This is a genomic window from Halorhodospira halophila SL1, assembly GCF_000015585.1.
Classification (GTDB): Bacteria; Pseudomonadota; Gammaproteobacteria; order Nitrococcales; family Halorhodospiraceae; genus Halorhodospira; species Halorhodospira halophila.
The window spans coordinates 812676-832476 of sequence record NC_008789.1 but is presented as its reverse complement, the minus strand read 5'-3'; the positions used below and the strand labels follow the sequence as shown (position 1 = coordinate 832476).

Here is a 19801-nt window from a genome sequence, read left to right as displayed (position 1 = left end):
TCTGAGTCCAGAGCGACCACGTCGAGGTCACTCTCGGGGGTGGCGGTCCCGTTGACCGTGGACCCGAACGCTCGCTCCACGAGGATACCCTCGTCATCCGTTGGTAAGCTAGAGATGCTATCACTGCTTGCCTCCATGCCAGACGTCGGCCGTGACGATGACTTCCAGCGCGCCGATGATCAGGAGGGCGCGCCGCGTGTTTTTGATTGACACCAACGTCATCAGCGAGGCCAGAAAAGGCGGGCGCGCCAACTCCGGTGTACGGCAGTTTTTTGAGCGCTCAGCGGCCGACGGTCATGGCCTGTTTCTGTCCGTCGTCACGGTTAGTGAGCTGCGGCGGGGCGTCCGCGGGGGCGGCGGTATGCCAACAACGGTTCGGTTCAGGCGCTGACGGTGGATGGGGGTACGGTCTCGGCCAATCCATCCCCGGTGCGGCCCGGGTGGCCATGAGCGGCACGCCGGTGGAGAACCGCCTGGGGTGATGGGGGGCCCCAAGCACCGTGGTCGGTCCGCACACGCCCGGCCATCGCGGGTGCCGGCGAGTGGGTCGGCCCGTTGACGGCCGCCGCCGTTTCCGGTTCCCGTACCGGATCACCTTGGGGCAGGATCAGCGAGCGAGCCGAGCATGGATTACCACCACCTCGACACCCTGCGCCGTCACCACCCGGCCTGGCGGCTGCTCGCTGCCGATAGCGCGCCGCTGGTGCTCGGCTTCCTGCATCGTGCCTTCGTCGAGCCCAATTGCCGGGCGCGCGCCCAGGGGGAGCTGACCAACGCCCTGGAGGACTACCTGCACGGCCTGCGCGAGGAGTTGGGCGAGGCGGTCTATCCACGCTCGGCGGCGGAGTATCTCAATGACTGGGCGGCGGACGAACGGGGCTGGCTGCGCAAGTTCTACCCGCCGAATACCGACGAGCCGCACTTCGATCTGACCCCGGCGACGGAGACGGCGCTCGGCTGGCTCGACGAGCTCCAGGAGCGGCAGTTCGTGGGGGCGGAGTCGCGGCTGATGACGGTCTTCGATCTGCTCCGTCAGGTGGTCCAGGGGGCGGAGACCGACCCCGAGGCGCGGATCGAGGCCCTGGAGCGCCGGCGTGCCGAGATCGACGCCGAGATTGCCGCCATCCGCGATGGGCAGCTGGCGCTGCTGGACGAGACGCAGATCAAGGAGCGCTTCTACCAGGTGGAGCGCACGGCCCGCGGGCTGCTCTCCGACTTCCGGCAGGTGGAGCAGAACTTCCGTGAACTCGACCGCCAGGTGCGCGAGCGCATCACCACCTGGGGCGGCAGCAAGGGGGCGCTGCTCGGTGAGGTCTTCGGGGAGGCCGACGCCATCGCCGACTCGGACCAGGGCAAGAGCTTCCGGGCCTTCTGGGGGTTTCTCATGTCGCCGGCGCGTCAGGAGGAGCTCACCGATCTGCTCGAGCGCGTCCTGGAACTCGAACCGGTCCAGACCCTGGGGCCGGACCGCCGGCTGGCGCGCATCCACCACGACTGGTTGGATGCCGGCGAGGAGACCCAGCGCACCGTCTCGCGGCTGTCGGCGCAGCTGCGCAAGTTCCTCGATGACCAGGCCTGGCTGGAGAACCGCCGCATCATGGACCTGATCCAGGGGGTGGAGCAGCACGCCCTGGCCGTGCGCGATCACCCGCCTGGAGGATCGGATCGCCCAGCTCGACCGGACCTACGGCGAGCAGCAGGGCCAGCGCGACGAGCTCAAGCAGGCCATCGCCGACAATGGCGGGGATCGCCTGGAGCGGCTCAAGGCGGAGATCGCCCGCAAGAGCGAGGAGAAGGAGCGGCGCAGCGCCAGTGCCCGCACCTACAACGAGCTGGCCCGCGCCCTGGGGCTGCCGCTGGCTGAGTCGGCGGAGGTCTTCCGCGCCAACCAGCAGGCAGCGGCCGGCGAGCGCGAGGCCGCCGAAGAGGCGCTGACCCGGCTCCAGAACCAGCAAACCGAGGCGCAGGTGAGCATGCGCGACCTGCGTGCCGAGCACGCCGGCCTGGAAGAGGAGCTGGAGTCGCTGCGTCAGCGCCGCTCCAACATCCCGGCGCGCATGCTGGAGCTGCGCCAGCGCCTGTGCCAGGAGCTGAGCCTCGATGAGGAGGCCGTCCCCTTCGCCGGTGAGCTCCTCCAGGTCCATGAGCAGGAGACGGACTGGGAGGGGGCCATCGAGCGGCTGCTCCACAACTTCGGCCTCTCGCTCCTGGTCCCGGAGGCGCACTACCGCGCCGTGGCCGGCTGGGTGGATCGCAGCCACCTGCGTGGCCGGCTGGTCTACTACCGGGTGCGCGAGCCGCGCAGCAGTGAGCCGCCCGCGCTGCACCCCGAGTCCCTGGTGCGTAAGATCGCCATCCGTCCCGACTCGGCGTTCTACGCCTGGCTGGAGCAGGAGCTGGGTCGGCGCTTCGACTACGCCTGCACCCGGGATCTGGAGACCTTCCGGCGCGAGGATCGCGCCATCACCCCGGCCGGGCAGATCAAGGCGGGCGGGGATCGCCACGAGAAGGACGACCGCCACCGCATCGACGACCGCTCCCGCTTCGTCCTCGGCTGGTCCAACGAGGCGAAGATCGCCGCCCTCCAGGAGGACGACCTGCCCCGCTTCGAGGCCCGGTTCAAGGAGCTGCTCAACGAGAACACCATCCGCGAGATCGCCAACTTCAACGCCCAGCTCAACAAAGAGCGCGCGCAGATCCGCGAGCGCATCGCAACCATCAACGCCTCGCTGTTCGATATCGACTACAACTCGGGGCGCTACATCGAGCTGGTCGCCGACACCACCACCGACCCCGAGGTCCGCGACTTCCGCGAGCAGCTCCGGGCCTGCACCGAGGATACGGTGACCGGCTCCGAGGACGCCCAGTACAACGAGCGCAAGTTCCTCCAGGTCAGGGCGATCATCGAGCGCTTCGTCGCCAGTGTCGGCTTCGTCCACGGCGAAGGCGGGTGCTTCTCGCTGCTGCGCCATCTGAGCATCGAGGCGTACCACGCCGAAAAGGCCATCCGGCGCGCGGCAACCAGCGGATGAGCTGGACGACCCCCGCCGATCTGCGCCAGCAGGTGCAGAAGCGCTGGGATCGGGGCGAACTGCTCGCTGCGCGGGTGACCGGTGCCGCGCTCTTCCCGCTGAGCCTGCGGCTCCGCCGTCCGGGCTCCCGCGAACTGGCCGAGGACTTCGAGGGCGTTCGGCAGTGGGTGCAGCGCCTCGCCGCCGCCGACCGGGCGCAGCGCGGTTACGGTTTCGAGATCCAGTGGCGCACCGTCCGTCACCGCGTCCACGGCCGCAATGAGCTACCGGCCGGCGCCGTTGTACCGACCGAGGCCGACGCCCTGCGCCTGATCGGCCGCCGCCAGGAGGCAGAGCGTTTCGACGCCCTCTGCCGACAGGGCCTGGCGGCGTTCCCGGAGCTGGCCGACTGGCTGGCCCGCCGGCCGCTGACCGTGCTGGAGCACGCCGAGGCGTGGGATCGGATCCTCGCGGTGCTGCGCTACTTCCGGGACCATCCGCGCCCCGGCGTCTACCTCCGCCAGCTCGATATCCCGGGAGTGGATACGAAGTTCATCGAGGCCCGGCGCAAGCTGCTCATGGAGCTGCTCGATGCAGTCCTGCCGGCCGAGGCCATCCAGGCCGAGGCCACCGGCGCCCGGCGTTTCGCCGAACGCTACGGGTTGTGCCAGGAGCCGCCGCTGGTGCGCTTTCGGGTGCTCGATCCGGCGTGCGCCATCGCCGGGCTCACCGATTTGACCATCCCCGCCGAGCAGTTCCAGGCACTGGCGCCGGCGGTGGAGACGGTCTTCATCACCGAGAACAAGACCAACGGCCTCGCCTTCCCGGCGCACCCCCGCGCGCTGGTGGTGTTCGGTCTCGGCTACGGCCTCGAGCGCCTGGCCGAGGTGCCCTGGCTGCACCGCGTGCGTGTCGCCTACTGGGGGGATATCGACACCCACGGCTTCGCCATCCTCAACCGGCTGCGTCGGGCGCTGCCGCAGGCCGAGTCGCTCCTCATGGACCGGGCCACGCTGGAAGCGCACCGCCCCCTGTGGACCGCGGAGCCGAGCGAGCACCGCTTCCTCGGCGATCTGGCGCGTCTGACCGAAGCCGAGGCTGCGCTGTTCGAGGATCTGCGCCAGGATCGCATCGGCGAGCGCGTCCGCCTTGAGCAGGAGCGCATCGGTTTTCGCTGGGTCGTGGAGCGTACGCAGGGGCTGTGATGGCCGGAGGCCGGGTCAGCGCAGCCCTTCGAGCATCTGCACCTGCATCAGCTCCCCCAGTCGGTTGAGGCGTTCCACCGGGATCCCTTCCAGCTGAACGTCCAGATCTTGGAGGACCTGGATCAGTTGTCCATCCAGGCTGTTCTGTAGCACCAGGGTCATGCCCTGGTCGCCCAGGTGCATCTGTACGCCGTCGGTGGTGGTGAAGCGGAACGACTCGGCCAGTTGCCGGGCGGCCTGGTGGGCGCCGGCCCGGTCGCCGAGTGGCACGGCCACGGGATCGATCTGGGCGTGGCCCAGCGTTTCGCCGTTGACCGCCACCGCCTGCTCGAAGCCGAAGCGCACGAGGACACCGTCGGCGCTGGTCCAGCCGCCGCGCCACTGGGCCAGCTCGGCGGACGGCACTTGGGCCAGGTCGTCCCAGGGGGAGGCCGGCGTCTCCTCGGCGGCGGCGTGGCCGATGGCACCGATCAGCAGTGCCAGGCCCGCAGCCCAGGGGGCCCGGTGGGGGAGGGCGGTCGGCGCGGCCATGATCACCAGTCCCCCGGTCGGCGCAGGTTGCGCGTAAAGTCGCTCAGCCCCTGGTGCTCGCGGGCGTGCTCGAACGGCGGGCGGGTCTGTACGGCCCAGGCCCGGTCGGGGTTGAAGGTGAGCTGCGCCAGGTCGTGGCGGTCGCGGATGACCAGCAGCGGGCCGCGGCGCAGCTGCTTGAAGGTCTCGGCGTTGTAGGCCCGCAGCCCCATGGCCGGGTCGCCGACGAGGACCTGGCCGTCGCGGATGCCCTTGATCACCACGAAGTGCAGGTAGCCGCCGGTGTCGATCAGCACGATGCTCGGGATGCGCAGCGCCGCTACCTGCTCGAGGGTGAGGTTGAAGCCGTCGGCGCGGTAGCCCAGCTCGGCCAGGTAGCGCTGCATGTCGAGCATGGAGAAGCCATCGGTGCGCACCCGCTGCTGATCCGCGGCAGCGAACATGCCGGCGAAGACCTCGGGCTCGCCCACCGAGTGGTCGTAGTGGTAGCTGAGCAGGGTGGCCACCGCCGCCGAGCCGCAGCTGTAGTCCAGGGCCTGGCGTTCGACGCCCCGGAAGCGGACCGACTGCAGGCTCTCGACGACCACGTGGTGTCCGCCGCCGAGGTGCGGGATGGGTAGCCCGGCGGCCTGGGCCGGTGCCGGGGTGGCCAGGGCCAGGCAGGCCAGGGCGCCGAGCGTGGCCAGTGGCGTGGCGTGGCGGTTCATGGGGTTACCGTCACGTTGATGTTGGTGGCTTCCTGGATGATCACGTGGTGGCCCGAGTTCTGGATGACCGTGGTCAGCCCGTGATTGTCGCGCAGGGCGCCATCGTGGATGACGTTCATGCCGCTGGGGCTCGACTCCACGACGTTGCCGAGGACCGTGCCCTGTTCCGAGATGGTGCTGGTCTGGTAGCGGAAGGTGTCCGCCAGACCGCGTTGCTCGTCCAGCGCCTCGGCCGCCACCGGGGCACCGAGTTGCTGTTCGAAGAGCTGCTGTCCGTGGTGAAGCGCTTCAGCGGCCGCGAGTCCGGGCAGAGTCGCGAGGGCGGCGCCCAAGGCCAGGATCGGTGTGCGACCCGTGGTCCAATCAAACAGCCGTTGCCGGATGCCATTCATGAGGATGCTCCCGATGCGGTCCGCCCGGCGCTGCCGGGCGGGCCTGTCCTTGCCGATACTTCCCTGCCGGAGGGCCGGGGCGGCCGTGGCCGCCCCCAGTTCCGGGTGGTTACCGCTGACCGACTACTGGGCCGGGTTGATGCGCACGTTGCCCTGCATGGTCACGTTCTGCTGGATCAGGCTGCCGACGCCACCGTTCTGCGAGACCTGGGTGATGCCCGCGTTGCCGGAGATCGAGCCTTCCGCCATGCGGTTATTGACGTGCAGCCAGGCGTCGTCGTCGCCGCCGATGCGCAGGGTGTTGCCACTCACTGTGCCTTCAAGCTCGGAGCTGGCGACCGTCATCTCCATGTCGAGGTAGTGATTGAAGGCGTCGCTGATCTCGTTCTGCGAGTCCTTCATCGTGTTGTGGGAGTCCATGGTGTTGTAGGAATCAGCGATGCTGTTGTCGGAGTTGTCGCTCTCGTCGGTGTTGTACGAGTCGGCGGTGCTGTTATCCGAGTGGTCGCTGTTGTCCTTGTTGAACGAGTCGTTGTTGCTGCTATCCGAGTTGTGGGAATCCGCAACGCTGGTGCTGCGATCGGAGTTGTCGTTCTGGGAGTCCGTCAGGCTCCGGTCGGAGTTGTCGCTGCGGTCCGAGTTGTCGTTGTGGGAGTCCGCCACGTTGGTGCTGCGATCGGAGTTGTCGTCCTTGTTGTAGCTCATCTCCGAGCTGTAGTTCTTCTCGCTGTTGTGCGAGTCGGCCACGCTCGAGCTGCGATCGGAGTTGTCGCTGCGGTCCGAGTTGTCGTTGTGGGAGTCCGCCACGTTGGTGCTGCGATCGGAGTTGTCGTCCTTGTTGTAACTCATCTCCGAGCTGTAGTTCTTCTCGCTGTTGCTGTTGTGCGAGTCGGCCACGTTGGTGCTGTTGTCGGAGTTGTCATCTTTGGCATAGCTCATCTCGGAACTGCTGGTGCTGTTCTGAGAGTCCGTCAGGTTGGTGCTGTTGTCCGAGTTGTCATCCTTGTTGTAGGACATCTCCTGACTGCTGGACTTCGTCGTGTTCTGGGAGTCGGTCAGACTGTTGTCCGAGTTGTCGTCCCAGTTCTTGGACGTGGACGAGTTCTGGGAATCCGTCACGTTGGTGCTGTTGTCGGAGTTGTCATCCTTGGCGTAGCTCATCTCGGAACTGCTGGTGCTGTTCTGAGAGTCCGTCAGGTTGGTGCTGTTATCGGAGTTATCGTCCTTGTTGTAGGCCGACTCCGAGCTGTAGTTCTTCTCCGTGTTGTACGAGCCGTCCTGGGCGCTGTTGTTCACGTTGGCCGTCGAGCCTTCGCTGGCGGCGGCGCTGCCGTCGTCGGCGTTGGCGTTCACCGAGGCGGACAGGGTGTTCTCTTCGCCTTCGGCGATGTTCTGCGGGTTCGCCCAGGCGGTACCGCTTACAGCCATGGCCAGGACCAGGGTGCTGGCGAGCGTCGTTTGCTTGATCATGTCGTTCCCTCTTCTCGGTCGTAGTGGTTAACGCGGGGCCCGGCCGTCAGCGGCCGGGCCTCCGCGGGGGCGCCGCCTGGGGGGACGAGCAGCGCCGCAGCCTTATTAGTGCAATTGCCGGGCCAACCGGGCCTGTGAGCCGTAACATGCGGAGTGGCCGGGGTTTTTGGGGCGGTCCACGGTGGGGCCTTGCGCCGCAGCGAGCGGTCGAGTGCTGCGCCGGCGTAACGCCCTGCGGGCCCGGCGGGGTGCCGGGCCCGCAGGGCGGCGTTCTGCGCCTGCCGCGGCCGGTGTTGCCGCGCCCTTACACCGGTTGCCCGGGTGGGGCAGGGAGCGGCTGGTACCCTGTATCAGGGCCGGTCGAGGCCGGTCCGACGTGCACCAACCGGGAGGGATCGCTGCGCATGCCGGAACTCATCGTCGACGCGGTCGAGCTGCTGGGCTGGTTGGGGATCTTTGCGGTGATGATCGTGCTCGCCCCCGAGGCGGTCATGCCCTTCCTCGGCTACGCCGTCTACCAGGCCGAGCTCAACCCGGTGACCGTGTTGGCTGCCGCCAGCCTGGGGGCCACCCTGGGGTCAACGCTGATCTACCTGGTGGTGCGGGCGGTCGGCGATGCGCGGGCCCGCCGGTGGGTCCGCCGGGGCAGCCGCTGGTACCTGATCCAAGAGCGCGATCTGGAGGTGACCCATCGGGTCTTCCGCCGGCACGGGGCGTGGATCGTGCTCTTCGGGCGCTTTGTACCCACCGTGCGCAGCCTGGTCTCCATCCCGGCCGGGCTGTTGCCGATGCGGCTGGTTCCGTTCCTGCTGCTGACCCTGCTCGGCACCACATTGTGGAACGGCGTCCTCCTCGCCGCCGGGTACGCCACCGGCTCCAACTGGGCCCGTGTGGAGGCCTACCTGGGCACCTACGGCACCGTGGTGACGCTGTTGCTTCTGGTCGCCGTTGCCGGGTTGTTGCTGTACCGGCTGCGCAACCTCGTGCTGCGCCACCGGCGTGCCGGTTGACCGGTGGCGGGCGGATGGGTACAAGTTAGGCGCCGGCCCCGGTAGCTCAGCCGGATAGAGCAATCGCCTCCTAAGCGATAGGTCGCAGGTTCGAATCCTGCCCGGGGCGCCATCTTCGACGACTTCCGCGCAGCGTCCGTCACGCGGCCAGCTGGCGGCGCGCCTCCTCCAGGTCGTAAGCGTTCTGCAGGCGCAGCCAGTAGCCTTCGCTCGTGCCGAAGTAACGGGATAGCCGCAGGTCAGTATCTGCGGTGACGCCACACGCGCGCATGACCCTGTGCGAAGATGGCCGGTTGTATGAGTCGCAGGAGTGGGTCATGACGGACGGCTTCGCGGCGGGAGAGCGCTGGCAGTTCTGGATCGATCGGGGCGGTACCTTCACCGACGTCATCGCCCGCGCCCCCGACGGGCGCCTGATCGCCCGCAAGTTCCTCTCCGAGAACCCGGAGCAGTACACCGACGCCGCCCTCCACGGCATCCGCACCATCCTCGGTGTGGGGGCCGACGCCCCGATCCCGGCCGAGCGGATCGAGGCGGTGCGCATGGGGACCACGGTGGCGACCAACGCGCTGCTCGAGCGCCGCGGCGAGCCCACGGTCCTCGCCATCACCGAGGGCTTGGCCGATCAGCTGCGCATCGGCTACCAGCACCGCCCCGATATCTTTGACCGGCGCGTGCGCCTGCCGCAGATGCTCTATTCCGAGGTCATCGAGATCCCCGAGCGGCTCGGCGCCGACGGCTCGGTGGTCCGCACGCTGGATGCCGACGCCGTGCGCGCCCGGCTCGAGCACACCTACGCCGCCGGCTACCGGGCGCTGGCGGTGGTGCTCATGCACGCCTGGCGCGACGCCGCCCACGAGCAGGTGGTGGCCCGCATCGCCCGCGAGGTGGGCTTCACCCAGGTGACGACCAGTGCCGAGGCCGCCGCCGTGATGAAGATCGTCGGCCGGGGGGATACTGCCGTGGTCGACGCCTACCTGTCGCCGGTGCTGCGGCGGTACGTCGAGCGCCTGGCCGCCGAGCTCGGCGATGTGCCGCTGCTGTTCATGCAGTCCAACGGCGGGCTGACCAGCGCCGCGCAGTTCCAGGGCAAGGACGCCATCCTCTCCGGCCCCGCCGGCGGGATCGTCGGCGCCGTGCGCACCGCGGCCATGGCGGGCATCGACCGGCTGATCAGCTTCGACATGGGCGGGACCTCCACCGACGTGGCCCACTACGACGGCGAGTTCGAGCGCACCTTCGAGGCGGAGATCGCCGGCTGCCGCATCCGCGCGCCGATGATGCAGATCCACACCGTCGCTGCCGGGGGCGGCTCGATCTGCCACTTCGACGGCATGAAGTACCGGGTCGGGCCCGACTCCGCCGGCGCCGATCCGGGGCCGGCGGCCTACCGCCGCGGCGGGCCGCTGACCGTCACCGACTGCAATGTCCTGCTCGGGCTGATCCGCCCGGAGTTCTTCCCGCGCCTCTTCGGCCCCGGTGCCGATCAGCCCCTGGACGCCGAGGGGGTGCACGAGCGCTTCGCCGAGCTGGCCGAGCGCATCCACGCCGAGACCGGGGATGCCCGGGAGCCGGTGGCGGTGGCCGCCGGCTTTCGGCGTATCGCCGTGGAGAACATGGCCCAGGCGATCAAGCGTATCTCGGTGCAGCGCGGCTACGACGTCACCCGCTACGCCCTCAACTGCTTCGGTGGCGCCGGGGGGCAGCACGCCTGTGCCGTGGCCGATGTGCTGGGCATCCGCACGGTGTTCGTCCACCCGCTGGCGGGGGTGCTCTCGGCCTACGGCATGGGGCTGGCGGACATCACCGCCATCAGTCAGCGCACCGTGGAGGCGCCCCTGGAGCCGGCCAGCGCCCCGCAGCTGGCCGACGTGATCGACGAGCTCGCCGCCGAGGCCCGCGCCGGGCTGGCGACCCAGGGGCTGGCGGGCGAGGCGGCGACGCTGCGCGTGCGGGCCCACGTCCGCTACGCCGGCACCGATACCGCGCTCGAGGTCCCCGGCAGCGACGACGTCGCCGAGGTCGACGCGGCCTTTGCCCGGCTGCACCGCCAGCGCTTCGGCTTCACCCTCGATGACCGCCCGCGGGTCCTCGAGGCGCTCAGCGTCGAGGCGATTCACCACGCCGCGGCGGAGGAAGCGGGCGAGGGCGAGGCGCCGGCGCCGAAGGCCCCGCCGCAGCCGCTGGCCCGGGTCACGGCCTGGGATGGCCAGCGAATGGCGGAGCAGCCGGTCTACGCCCGCGCCGATCTGCTCCCGGGCACCCGGCTGAGCGGGCCGGCGATCCTCCAGGAGGAGAACGCCACCACGGTGATCGACGCCGGCTGGGAGGCGGAGGTGACCGGCGGCGATCAGCTGATCCTGCGCCGGTCGGTGACCGCCGAGGCGGGGCAGCCGGTGCAGACACCGCAGGTGGATACCCGGCGCCCCGACCCGGTGCTGCTGGAGGTGTTCAACAACCTGTTCCGCTCGATTGCCGAGCAGATGGGCACGACCCTGGCCGGGACGGCGCAGTCGGTGAACATCAAGGAGCGGCTCGACTTCTCCTGTGCGCTCTTCGACGCCGACGGCAACCTGGTGGCCAACGCGCCGCACATCCCGGTCCACCTCGGCTCGATGTCGGAGGCGGTGCGCACCATCCTCCATCGCCGCGGCGAGACCCTGCGCCCCGGCGACGTCTTCCTGCTCAACGATCCCTACAATGGCGGCACGCACCTGCCCGATCTCACCGCGGTGACGCCGGTCTTCTCCGCGGACGGGCAGGAGCTGCTCTTCTTCTGCGCCAGCCGTGGCCACCACGCCGATGTCGGTGGCCGTACCCCGGGATCGATGCCGGCGGACTCCACCCGGGTGACCGAGGAGGGGGTGCTCATCAACGACCTCCAGGTCGTCGCCGAGGGGCGTTTCCTCGAGGAGGCGTTCACCACCGTGATGAGCGGTGGCCCGTATCCGGCGCGCAACGTGGCGCAGAACATCGCCGATCTCAAGGCGCAGATCGCCGCCAACGAGAAGGGCGTCGCCGAGCTGCGGCGCATGGTGGCGCAGTTCGGCCTGGCGGTGGTGCAGGCCTACATGGGCTTCGTCCAGGAGAACGCCGCCGAGCACGTGCGCCGGGTCATCGATCGCCTCGCCGACGGCGAGTTCACCGGTGATCTGGATAACGGCGCGCGGATCCGGGTCTCGGTCCGCGTCGATCACGCCGCGCGCCGGGCGCGGATCGACTTCAGCGGCACCTCCGAGCAGCTGGCGGAGAGCAACTTCAACGCCCCGCTGGCGATCACCCGGGCGGCCACGCTGTACGTCTTCCGCACCCTGGTCGAGGACGATATCCCGCTCAACGAAGGCTGCCTGGAGCCGCTGGAGATCGTCGTGCCGGAGGGTTCGATGCTCAACCCGCGCTACCCGGCCGCCGTGGTCGCCGGCAATGTGGAGACCTCCCAGGCGGTGACCGACGCCCTCTACGGGGCGCTGCAGGCGATGGCTGCCAGCCAGGGCACCATGAACAACCTGACCTTCGGCAACCAGCGCTACCAGTACTACGAGACCCTCTGCGGCGGCGCCGGCGCCGGGCCGGACTTCGCCGGCAGCTCTGCGGTCCACACCCACATGACCAACTCGCGCCTAACCGATCCGGAGGTGCTGGAGTGGCGCTATCCGGTGCGCGTCGAGCGCTTCGCCATCCGTCGGGGCAGCGGCGGGGGCGGGGCGTGCCCGGGCGGCGACGGGGTCATCCGGCGCCTGCGCTTCCTGGAGCCGATGACCGCGGTGACGCTGATGAACCGCCGCCGCGTACCGCCCTTCGGGCTGGCCGGCGGCGCGGATGCGGCGTGCGGGCGCAACGCCATCGAGCGCCGGGACGGCACCGTCGAAGAGCTGCCGGGCACCGCCACCCGGGATCTCGAGGCGGGGGATCAGATCCTCATCGAGACCCCGGGCGGGGGCGGTTACGGGGCCGGCTGAGCCCGGCCCCGACGGCTCAGAAGCGAATCGGCAGGCGCAGGGTCACCTGCACGTCCGGGGCCTCCGCGGTGACCCCGACGCCCACCGACAGCCCCAGGCTGGTCCGCGGTCCGAGCCGGTGCGAGGCGCCGATCAGCAGCGAGCCCACCTGAAAACGGCCGAACTCGGCATCCACCCGGGGGGCGCCGTCGGTGCGCGTGCGCAGTACCGCGGTGTGGTCGTAACCGAGGCTGAGCGAGGTACGGTCGTTGAGGGCCAGCCCCATGCCGAAGCTCACCCCGATGGCGCTGCCCGGCTCGATGCGCACGCGCATCGGGCCATCGGACCCCTCCAGGGTCACGGTGCGCGGGATGTTGTAGAGGTAGCTCAGGCTGCCGTAGAGCACCGCCGGCTCCGAGGGGTAGACCCAGTTGAGGCTGGGCTGGACGGCGTAGAAGCCGCTGCCGGTGGGCTGTTCGCTGTAGATGGAGATGTTGCGTGCATCGCTGTTGCCGTCGTCGAGGGGGATCTCGTCGGTCTCGACCTCAAACGGATCCCGCCCGGTGCGGCTCTTCACGCGCAGGCCGCCGGTGAAGATGGCGCCGTCGCCGCGGCCGCTGCTCAGCTGGTAGCGCAACGAGGCCTCGACATCCCCCAGGCCGTAGCCGTCGGAGTCTCTGATGCCGGCGAAGTCCGAACTCTGCAGGATCTCGCGCTCGCGCACCTGCTCCTCGCGGTAGACGTAGGGGATGCGTGTCTCCACCTCCAGCCGGTCGGTGAGCCCGTAGCGCAGCCCCAGCGCGGCGGTGAGGCTCTCGCGCTGGGTCTGGCGCACCGAGATCAGCCCCACGGCGATGGCCGGCAGAATGGTGACCCCGTCGATGGCCACCCGCGTTGACGTGGACTGGGAGTAGCTCAGCGACGGCTCGGCGGTGAACGAGCCCTGGGGCGAGAGGATGGTGCGCTGCTGCAGTCCGCCGGCGGTCTCCTGGGGCGGAGGCGGGGCGCCCACCGCGTCGGGTTCGTTGGCGCTGGCCAGCAGCGGCGTGGCGGCGAGGAGCACGGCCAGGGGGAGGCCGGACCACCGTTGCATCCGGCGCCGCAGCGGGGGGCGGGCGCGAGGCCCGTGCCCCCGGCTCACGGCCTCAGCCCCAGGCGGTGCATGATGCGATAGAGCGTCACCCGCGAGATGTCCAGCTCGCGGGCGGCCCGGGAGACGTTGCGCTCGCAGCGCGCCAGGGCGCCAAGGATGGCCGCCCGCTCGGCCCGGGCCCGGGCGTCGTCCAGGGTCTCGGCCTGGCGGACGGTGCCCAGCCGGGCCTCCAGCCCCAGATCGCCGGGGCTGAGCAGCGCGCGCTGGCCCATGGCCACGGCGCGTTGGATGCGGTTGATCAGTTCGCGCACGTTCCCCGGCCAGCTGTGGCGGCGCAGTGCCCCCAGGGCCTGGCTGGTGAAGCCGCGCACCGGGCTGAGGTAGGCGCTGCGGAAGCGCTCGAGGAAGACGTGGGCCAGGCGCTCGATGTCGTTGCCCCGCTCGCGCAGGGGCGGGAGCTCGATGTGCAACACATTGAGTCGGTAGTAGAGGTCCTCGCGGAAATGCCCGCTCTCGACGGCGGCCGCCAGGTCCACGTGGGTGGCCGCGATGACGCGGACATCCACGGGGATGCGCTCGGTGCCGCCGACCCGCGTCACCGCCCGGTCCTCGAGGACGCGCAGCAGGTTGACCTGGTGCTCCAGGGTCAGTTCGCCGACCTCATCGAGGAGGATGGTGCCGCCCTGGGCCCGCTCCAGGTGTCCGCAGCGGCGCTGCTGGGCGCCGGTGAAGGCGCCGCGCTCGTGGCCGAAGAGTTCCGTCTGCACCAGGTTGGCGGGGATGGCGCCGCAGTTGACGGCCACGAAGGGGCCGTCGCGCCGGGGTGAGGCGTGGTGGATTGCCTGGGCGGCCAGCTCTTTGCCCGAACCGCTCTCACCGTGGATGAGCACTGTGGCCGGGCAGCGCGCCACCTTCGCCAGGTCGCGGCGCAGGGCCTGGATCCCCGGGCTGTCGCCGAGGATGCCGCCGGTGTCGGCGGTGAGTTCGGCCTGCCGCGACCGGGTGTGCCGGCGCAACTGCGCCATGCCGGCGGCGTGGCCGAGGGAGACCGCCAGCCGCTCAGGGTCCGCCGGCAGGGTGTGGAAGTCGTAGAAGGCGCTGGCCAACAGGGCCTCTACGGCGTCCTGGTTGTGCCCGTCGGGCGGGTCGCACAGGGCGAGCCACTCCACGCCGGCCCCGCCGGCGAGAAAGCGCTGGCAGGCCTCGACGTTCTCCGCCGTCACCCGCACCAGCCCCACCGGCGGGTGCTCGCCGGTGAGCAGGCGCTCGATGGCCGACCAGTCCTCGACGGGGGTCAGGTCCCAGCCCGGTGGGGCTGCGCTCGGTTGCAGGGCTGGGGTGGTCTTGCCGGGGTGAACGCTGAGGGCGCTGCGCAGTCCCGCAACGGCACGGACGAGGGTCGGGGCTCCCATGCGATTGTCTCTCCTGGCAGGTGGTACGGAATGGACACACGGCTGAGCAGGTTCCGTGCCGTTTTGCCAGGGCATTGATTGGAATCGCGTTTTTCGGGGCAGGCGAGGGTCGGGGTGTTGCGTTGTCAAAACTGCCGACAGCCGCAGGGGTCGGGCAGCTGTGGCCGCGGCGTAGGAGGGCGGCATCAGGGGGTGTGTCTGTGGTGGCGACGCCTGCGCCGAAAGCAGATCAGATCAGGCGAGCGGCTGACAGTAGCCCAGAGGCTACAGAGATGATCACGACGCCGGCCCAGGGGGCGAGCAGGAAGGCGACAGCGACCCCAATCGGAATGACAGTGGCGAGGATGATAAGAACGATCGAGTACGCCATCCAGTGGAGGCGACGGTTATCGTTTGAATCGTCGTCGGCCTGCCGCTGCTCGAGGTTGATGGACTTCTCCTTGAGCTCAAGCCGCTTTTGCTCAAGTTCAAGCCGCCTATCCTGGGCGTCTAGCTGGCGTCGGCTCTCCTCGTGCCGGGACGCTTGCTCCGCTTTGACCATGTCGATGACTTCACGTCCGAGTCCGCTCTGGTACGTGTCAAGTCGTCTGAGGTCCTCGGCGGATGGGAGGGGCGAAACCGATACGGAGAGATCCGGCGAATCAGCGTCCGAACTCGCCAGCTCTCCGCGTCGGGCAGGTTCGGCATCGGGATCGTGACGTGACTCGCCATCCTCGGAGTCACGACTCATGGCCGAACTCTTTTTCCTTCTCCGCGACCTTGCGGCGCATAGCCTTCGCAACGCGCTCGGTGCCGCCACGTAGTACTTTCCGGTCCGCGGCGAAGCCGTCCCGTGCCCGCGTCACCTTTTCAACTTGGGCTACTGGGCGCGAGAGCGTTGTCCTCGCTTTGACCTGCTTGCGCTTCCTTGGGCGCAGGGAGATCGCTCGCGCGCCGCTGGAGAGCGACTTCTTGGAGCGGTTGGCGACACGAAACATAGCTGGGCCTCATCGGGAAAACGGTCCATCTATCCGTACGGTCAGGCTAGCACACCAGTGAGCTCGTTGAGTTCCAGCAGTTCGTCAATGCGGAGCCGGGACCTGGGGACAGTCGTGAGAAACCAGGACGTCCAGAGTTGTCTGGTCGCACCGGGTCGAGACGGTCTGACCTGCTGGTCCGTGGCGATCCGTGTCGGCGCGTCGGGTCTTCGCAGGCCCCAGCTGTCGCACTCATCATGCGACGCTCAGCGCCCTGCGAGAATCCTGCGAAACGTGACGCCACTTATCTCCACCCGGCGCCACTAGATGCGCCGTAACTATCTGAGGATAAATGGTGTACGTTGGTGATAGGTGGTGGAGCCGAGGGGAGTCGAACCCCTGACCTCGACAATGCGAATGTCGCGCTCTCCCAACTGAGCTACGGCCCCATCGATCAGTTGCGCACTCTACCACAAGCCGACGCCCTGCAAAACCCCGGCCGCCCCTTGCAACTGGCCGGCAGCGCTTGGAAACTCCTCTCCATGGATACCCTGACCCTGCCCCGGCCCGACGACTGGCACCTGCACCTGCGCGACGGTGCCCTCATGCAGGCCGTGGCCCCCCAGGCCGCGGCGGTCTTCTCGCGGGCGATCATCATGCCCAACCTGCAGCCGCCGGTGACCACGGTGGAGCAGGCGGCGGCCTACCGCCAGCGCATCCTCGGCGCGCTGCCGGCGGGCTCGACCTTCGAGCCGCTGATGACGCTCTACCTCACCGACAAGACCTCGCCCGAGGAGATCGTCCGTGCGGCGGCCAGCGGTTTCGTGCACGCCGTCAAGCTCTACCCGGCGGGGGCCACCACGCACTCGGATGCCGGCGTCACCGATCTGCTGCTCTGCTACGATGCCCTCGCCGCCATGGAGGAGCAGGGCCTGCCGCTGCTGATCCACGGCGAGCGCACGGGCCCGGAGCTGGATATCTTCGAGCGCGAGACGGCCTTCATCGACGATGTGCTCCAGCCGCTGCTCGACCGGCACCCGCGGCTGAAGGTGGTGCTCGAGCACGTCACCACCGCCGTCGGCGCCGAGCTGGTGACCGGCGACGACCCGCGTCTGGCCGGGACCTTCACACCGCAGCACCTGCTCTACAACCGCAACGATCTGCTCGTCGGCGGGCTCAAACCGCACTACTACTGCATGCCGATCCTCAAGCGCGAGGCCGACCGCGAGGCGCTGCTCGAGGCCGCCACCTCCGGCCACCCGCGGGTCTTCCTGGGCACCGACTCCGCCCCGCACCCCCGGGGGGCCAAGGAGTCGGCGTGTGGCTGTGCCGGCTGCTATACGGCGCCCATCGCGCTATCGCTCTACGCCGAGGCCTTCGAGGCGGCCGGTGCGCTGGAGCGGCTGGCCGATTTCGCCGGGCGCAACGGCCCGGCCTTCTACGGCCTGCCGGTCAACCCGGAGACGGTTACCCTGGAGCGGGCCCCGCTGGAGGTGCCGGCCAGCTACCCCGGCGGCGATGAGCCGGTGGTGCCCCTGCGCGCCGGCGAGAGCCTGGCCTGGCGGTTGCACCAACCCTAGGGTGGGTGGGATGAGCGCGCCGGAGTGGCGTTTTACGATGCCCGCCAGGCGGTGGCCGGAAGCGGGCCCCGCCGCGGATCTGCCGCAGAGGATGGAGACGCAATGAGCGACGAATCGGTTCAGCAGACCATTGCCCGCCAGGTGTCGGAGAACCCGATCCTGCTGTACATGAAGGGCAGCCCGGAGCAGCCCATGTGCGGCTTCTCGCAGCGGGCGGCCCAGGCCCTGGCCGGCTGCGGGCGGGAGTTCGCCTACGTGGATGTGCTCCAGGATGAGCGCATCCGTCAGGGGATCAAGGACTACGGCGACTGGCCGACCATCCCGCAGCTCTACATCGACGGCGAGCTGGTCGGCGGCTGCGATATCATCATGGAGATGTTCGACTCCGGCGAGCTGCAGCAGCTGGTCGACGCCGCCGGGGCGGGCGCCAGCGGCTGAGGGCCGGGCGGCTTGCTCGCGCTCACGGGGCGCCGTAGCATGCGGCACCCGAATCCAGTTACGGCAGCCCCATGACCGAGCAGAACCCCGCGCAGTCGTCCGCCGCGGACGAGCGTATTCAGAGCACCGAGATCCCCCCCCTGCGCACCCGTTTTCGGGCCTTCCTGCCGGTGGTGGTGGATGTGGAGACGGGCGGGCTGCAGGCCGAGACCGATGCCCTGCTGCAGATCGCGGCGGTGATCCTGCGCGCCGAGGAGGGCACCGGCCGGCTCTATCCGGCGGAGACGCACACCTGTCATGTCCAGCCTTTCGAGGGGGCACGCATCGACCCCAAGGCGCTGGAGCTCAACGGCATCGACCCCGAGCACCCACTGCGCATGGCGGTGCCCGAGCGCGACGCCCTGGGCAAGATGTTCAACCCGGTCCGGCAGGAGTTGCGTAACACCGGCTGCAATCGGGCGGTGCTGGTCGGCCACAACGCCTTCTTCGATCTGGCCTTCCTCAACGCCGCGGTGACGCGGACCGGCTTCAAGCGCAATCCCTTCCACCCCTTCTCCAGTTTCGACACCGCCACCCTGGGCGGGCTGGCTTACGGGCAGACGGTGCTGGCCAAGGCGGTGAAGGCCGCCGGCATCGAGTGGGACGCCAAGGAGGCCCACTCGGCGATCTACGACGCCGAGAAGACCGCCGAGCTCTTCTGCGCCATCGTCAACTGCTGGGACGCGCACTGCGGCCGTCCGTCCAGCTTCTAGCCGCCGGGATTCCAAGGGGTTGCGGTGCTTGCGCCGGGTCCCGTCGGCGGTTAGGTTAGACGTTTTTTCCCGGCTTCTAGAGCCGGTTCCATGCGGGTATGAAACGGTCCATGCAAGCCCTGATCCCCACCTACAACCGCCTGCCCGTCGCCTTCACCCGGGGTGAGGGGGCGTGGCTGTACGACGAGCAGGGTCACGCCTATCTCGACGGCGTGGCCGGTATCGCCGTGTGCGGGCTGGGCCACAGCCATCCGGCCATCGCCCGGGTGGTGGCCGAGCAGGCGCAGACCCTGGTGCACACCTCCAACCTCTACCGGGTGCCGCTGCAGGAACGCCTGGCCGAGCGCCTGTGCGCCGCCGCCGGGATGGGCGCGGCGTTTTTCTGCAACTCCGGGGCCGAGGCCAACGAGGCGGCCATCAAACTGGCCCGCCGGTATGCGGCCGGCCGCGGCATCACGGCGCCGCAGATCGTGGTGGCCGACGGCGCCTTCCACGGCCGGACCCTGGGGGCGCTGGCGGCCACCGGGAACCCGCAGGCCCACGAGGGGTTCGCGCCGCTGCCCGAGGGCTTCCTGCGTGTGCCCTACGGGGATGCCGACGCGGTGGCGGCCGTCGACGATCCGGCGGTCTGCGCCGTGCTGGTCGAGCCGATCCAGGGCGAGGGCGGGGTGCAGATCCCGCCGGCGGACTACCTGGCGCGGCTGCGCCGGCTCTGCGACGAGCGCGGCTGGCTGCTGATGCTCGACGAGGTGCAGACCGGCATGGGGCGGACCGGCACGCTGTTCGCCTTCGAGCAGGCCGGCATCCGCCCGGACGTCCTGGTGCTGGCCAAGGCCCTGGGCAACGGTCTGCCCATCGGCGCCTGCCTGGCCGCCGCCGAGCACGCCGAGATCCTTGGCCCCGGCAGCCACGGCACGACCTACGGCGGCAATCCGCTGGCCGCCCGGGCGGCGCTGGCGGTGCTCGACACCCTCGAGGGCGAGGACCTGCCGGCGGCCGCCGCCCGAGCCGGCGAGGCGCTGCGTGCCCGCCTGGCCGAGGGGCTGGCCGGTGTCGACGGGGTGCGGGAGATCCGCGGCCGCGGGCTGATGGTCGGCGTCGAGCTCGCCGTGGAGGCCAGCGCCCTGCCGCGCCAGGCCCTGGAGGCCGGACTGCTGATCAACGTGACCGCCGGCCGCGTGGTCCGGCTGGTCCCGCCGCTGACCCTGGACGATGATGAGATCCGCCAGCTCGCCGACGGCGTCGTCGACCTAGTGCGCCGCCACCTGGCCGGCGCCTGACCTGAACCGAACCAAGGAGGGCGTCC

The 19801-nt window shown here is 69.7% G+C and carries 18 protein-coding genes, 2 tRNA genes and 1 pseudogene; 10 read left to right on the top strand and 11 right to left on the bottom strand.

All coding sequences use genetic code 11. From position 1 onward, the window contains the following. Positions 1-11: 11 nt before the first annotated feature. Positions 12-137: pseudogene (locus HHAL_RS13690) on the bottom strand (nucleotidyltransferase domain-containing protein); the annotation flags it as partial. Between the two features lie 488 nt (positions 138-625). Between HHAL_RS13690 and HHAL_RS03835 the strand changes: the two are divergent. The 3 genes from HHAL_RS03835 (at position 626) to HHAL_RS03825 (ending at position 4216) form a co-directional block, all read left to right on the top strand. After that, positions 626-1864, top strand: coding sequence for a DUF3375 domain-containing protein (locus tag HHAL_RS03835; RefSeq protein ID WP_011813546.1), 1239 nt, complete (start codon positions 626-628; stop codon positions 1862-1864). Between the two features lie 103 nt (positions 1865-1967). Further along, positions 1968-3032, top strand: coding sequence for a hypothetical protein (locus tag HHAL_RS03830; RefSeq protein ID WP_144446083.1), 1065 nt, complete (start codon positions 1968-1970; stop codon positions 3030-3032). Next, complete coding sequence (locus HHAL_RS03825; protein WP_011813544.1) at positions 3029-4216, top strand: Wadjet anti-phage system protein JetD domain-containing protein; 1188 nt, start codon at positions 3029-3031, stop codon at positions 4214-4216. Before HHAL_RS03830 ends, HHAL_RS03825 begins: the two co-directional genes overlap by 4 nt. A 15-nt stretch (positions 4217-4231) precedes the next feature. On the opposite strand, the gene HHAL_RS03820 is transcribed toward HHAL_RS03825, so the two are convergent. From HHAL_RS03820 to HHAL_RS03805, 4 genes are all read right to left on the bottom strand, one after another. After that, on the bottom strand, positions 4232-4747 hold the full coding sequence (locus HHAL_RS03820) for a hypothetical protein (RefSeq protein ID WP_011813543.1): 516 nt from the start codon (positions 4745-4747) through the stop codon (positions 4232-4234). A gap of 2 nt (positions 4748-4749) precedes the next feature. Then, positions 4750-5454 carry a C39 family peptidase gene (locus HHAL_RS03815; RefSeq protein ID WP_011813542.1) on the bottom strand — a complete coding sequence of 235 codons (705 nt, stop codon included), beginning with the start codon at positions 5452-5454 and terminating at the stop codon, positions 4750-4752. Then, positions 5451-5846, bottom strand: a complete 396-nt coding sequence (locus tag HHAL_RS03810; protein ID WP_011813541.1) for a hypothetical protein — start codon at positions 5844-5846, stop codon at positions 5451-5453. The genes HHAL_RS03815 and HHAL_RS03810 overlap by 4 nt, the downstream gene beginning before the upstream one ends. A 123-nt stretch (positions 5847-5969) precedes the next feature. Further along, a complete protein-coding gene (locus HHAL_RS03805; protein ID WP_049751426.1) occupies positions 5970-7316 on the bottom strand; it encodes a hypothetical protein in 1347 nt (448 codons plus the stop codon). A 404-nt stretch (positions 7317-7720) separates the two neighbouring features. Here HHAL_RS03805 and HHAL_RS03800 point away from each other — a divergent pair, with 404 nt between their 5' ends. Both HHAL_RS03800 and HHAL_RS03795 read left to right on the top strand, forming a co-directional pair. Further along, the gene (locus tag HHAL_RS03800; protein ID WP_011813540.1) at positions 7721-8326 is read left to right on the top strand and encodes a DedA family protein; all 606 of its coding nucleotides are present in this window, start codon (positions 7721-7723) and stop codon (positions 8324-8326) included. Positions 8327-8361: 35 nt separating this feature from the next. After that, positions 8362-8438 (top strand) — tRNA-Arg (locus HHAL_RS03795). Positions 8439-8465: 27 nt separating this feature from the next. Here the strand turns inward: HHAL_RS03795 and HHAL_RS03790 are convergent. Then, positions 8466-8597 (bottom strand): HigA family addiction module antitoxin, encoded by a 132-nt coding sequence (locus HHAL_RS03790; RefSeq protein WP_420842053.1) that lies wholly within the window; start codon positions 8595-8597, stop codon positions 8466-8468. A 46-nt stretch (positions 8598-8643) separates the two neighbouring features. Here HHAL_RS03790 and HHAL_RS03785 point away from each other — a divergent pair, with 46 nt between their 5' ends. Next, complete coding sequence (locus tag HHAL_RS03785) at positions 8644-12285, top strand: hydantoinase B/oxoprolinase family protein (RefSeq protein ID WP_011813539.1); 3642 nt, start codon at positions 8644-8646, stop codon at positions 12283-12285. Positions 12286-12301: 16 nt separating this feature from the next. Here the strand turns inward: HHAL_RS03785 and HHAL_RS03780 are convergent, their stop codons facing one another. The 5 genes from HHAL_RS03780 to HHAL_RS03760 form a co-directional block, all read right to left on the bottom strand. Beyond that, positions 12302-13357, bottom strand: coding sequence for a hypothetical protein (locus HHAL_RS03780; RefSeq protein WP_041595046.1), 1056 nt, complete (start codon positions 13355-13357; stop codon positions 12302-12304). A 44-nt stretch (positions 13358-13401) separates the two neighbouring features. After that, positions 13402-14769 carry a sigma-54 dependent transcriptional regulator gene (locus HHAL_RS03775; protein WP_011813537.1) on the bottom strand — a complete coding sequence of 456 codons (1368 nt, stop codon included), beginning with the start codon at positions 14767-14769 and terminating at the stop codon, positions 13402-13404. Positions 14770-14998: 229 nt separating this feature from the next. After that, positions 14999-15499 (bottom strand): DUF2335 domain-containing protein, encoded by a 501-nt coding sequence (locus tag HHAL_RS12895; RefSeq protein WP_011813536.1) that lies wholly within the window; start codon positions 15497-15499, stop codon positions 14999-15001. Continuing rightward, a complete protein-coding gene (locus HHAL_RS03765; RefSeq protein WP_041595044.1) occupies positions 15489-15746 on the bottom strand; it encodes a hypothetical protein in 258 nt (85 codons plus the stop codon). Before HHAL_RS03765 ends, HHAL_RS12895 begins: the two co-directional genes overlap by 11 nt. Positions 15747-16098: 352 nt before the next feature. Further along, positions 16099-16174: transfer RNA gene (locus HHAL_RS03760), tRNA-Ala, on the bottom strand. A 93-nt stretch (positions 16175-16267) separates the two neighbouring features. On the opposite strand from HHAL_RS03760, the gene pyrC reads away from it, so the two are divergent. The 4 genes from pyrC to HHAL_RS03740 all read left to right on the top strand — a co-directional run bounded on the left by pyrC (position 16268) and on the right by HHAL_RS03740 (position 19775). Beyond that, a complete protein-coding gene (gene pyrC / locus HHAL_RS03755; protein WP_011813535.1) occupies positions 16268-17305 on the top strand; it encodes a dihydroorotase in 1038 nt (345 codons plus the stop codon). Positions 17306-17407: 102 nt separating this feature from the next. After that, entirely contained in the window at positions 17408-17743 is a 336-nt protein-coding gene (gene grxD / locus HHAL_RS03750; protein ID WP_011813534.1) for a Grx4 family monothiol glutaredoxin, read from the top strand. Positions 17744-17814: 71 nt separating this feature from the next. Then, entirely contained in the window at positions 17815-18495 is a 681-nt protein-coding gene (rnt, locus tag HHAL_RS03745) for a ribonuclease T (RefSeq protein WP_011813533.1), read from the top strand. Between the two features lie 110 nt (positions 18496-18605). Then, positions 18606-19775 carry an aspartate aminotransferase family protein gene (locus HHAL_RS03740; RefSeq protein WP_011813532.1) on the top strand — a complete coding sequence of 390 codons (1170 nt, stop codon included), beginning with the start codon at positions 18606-18608 and terminating at the stop codon, positions 19773-19775. The last annotated feature ends 26 nt before the right edge of the window (positions 19776-19801 follow it).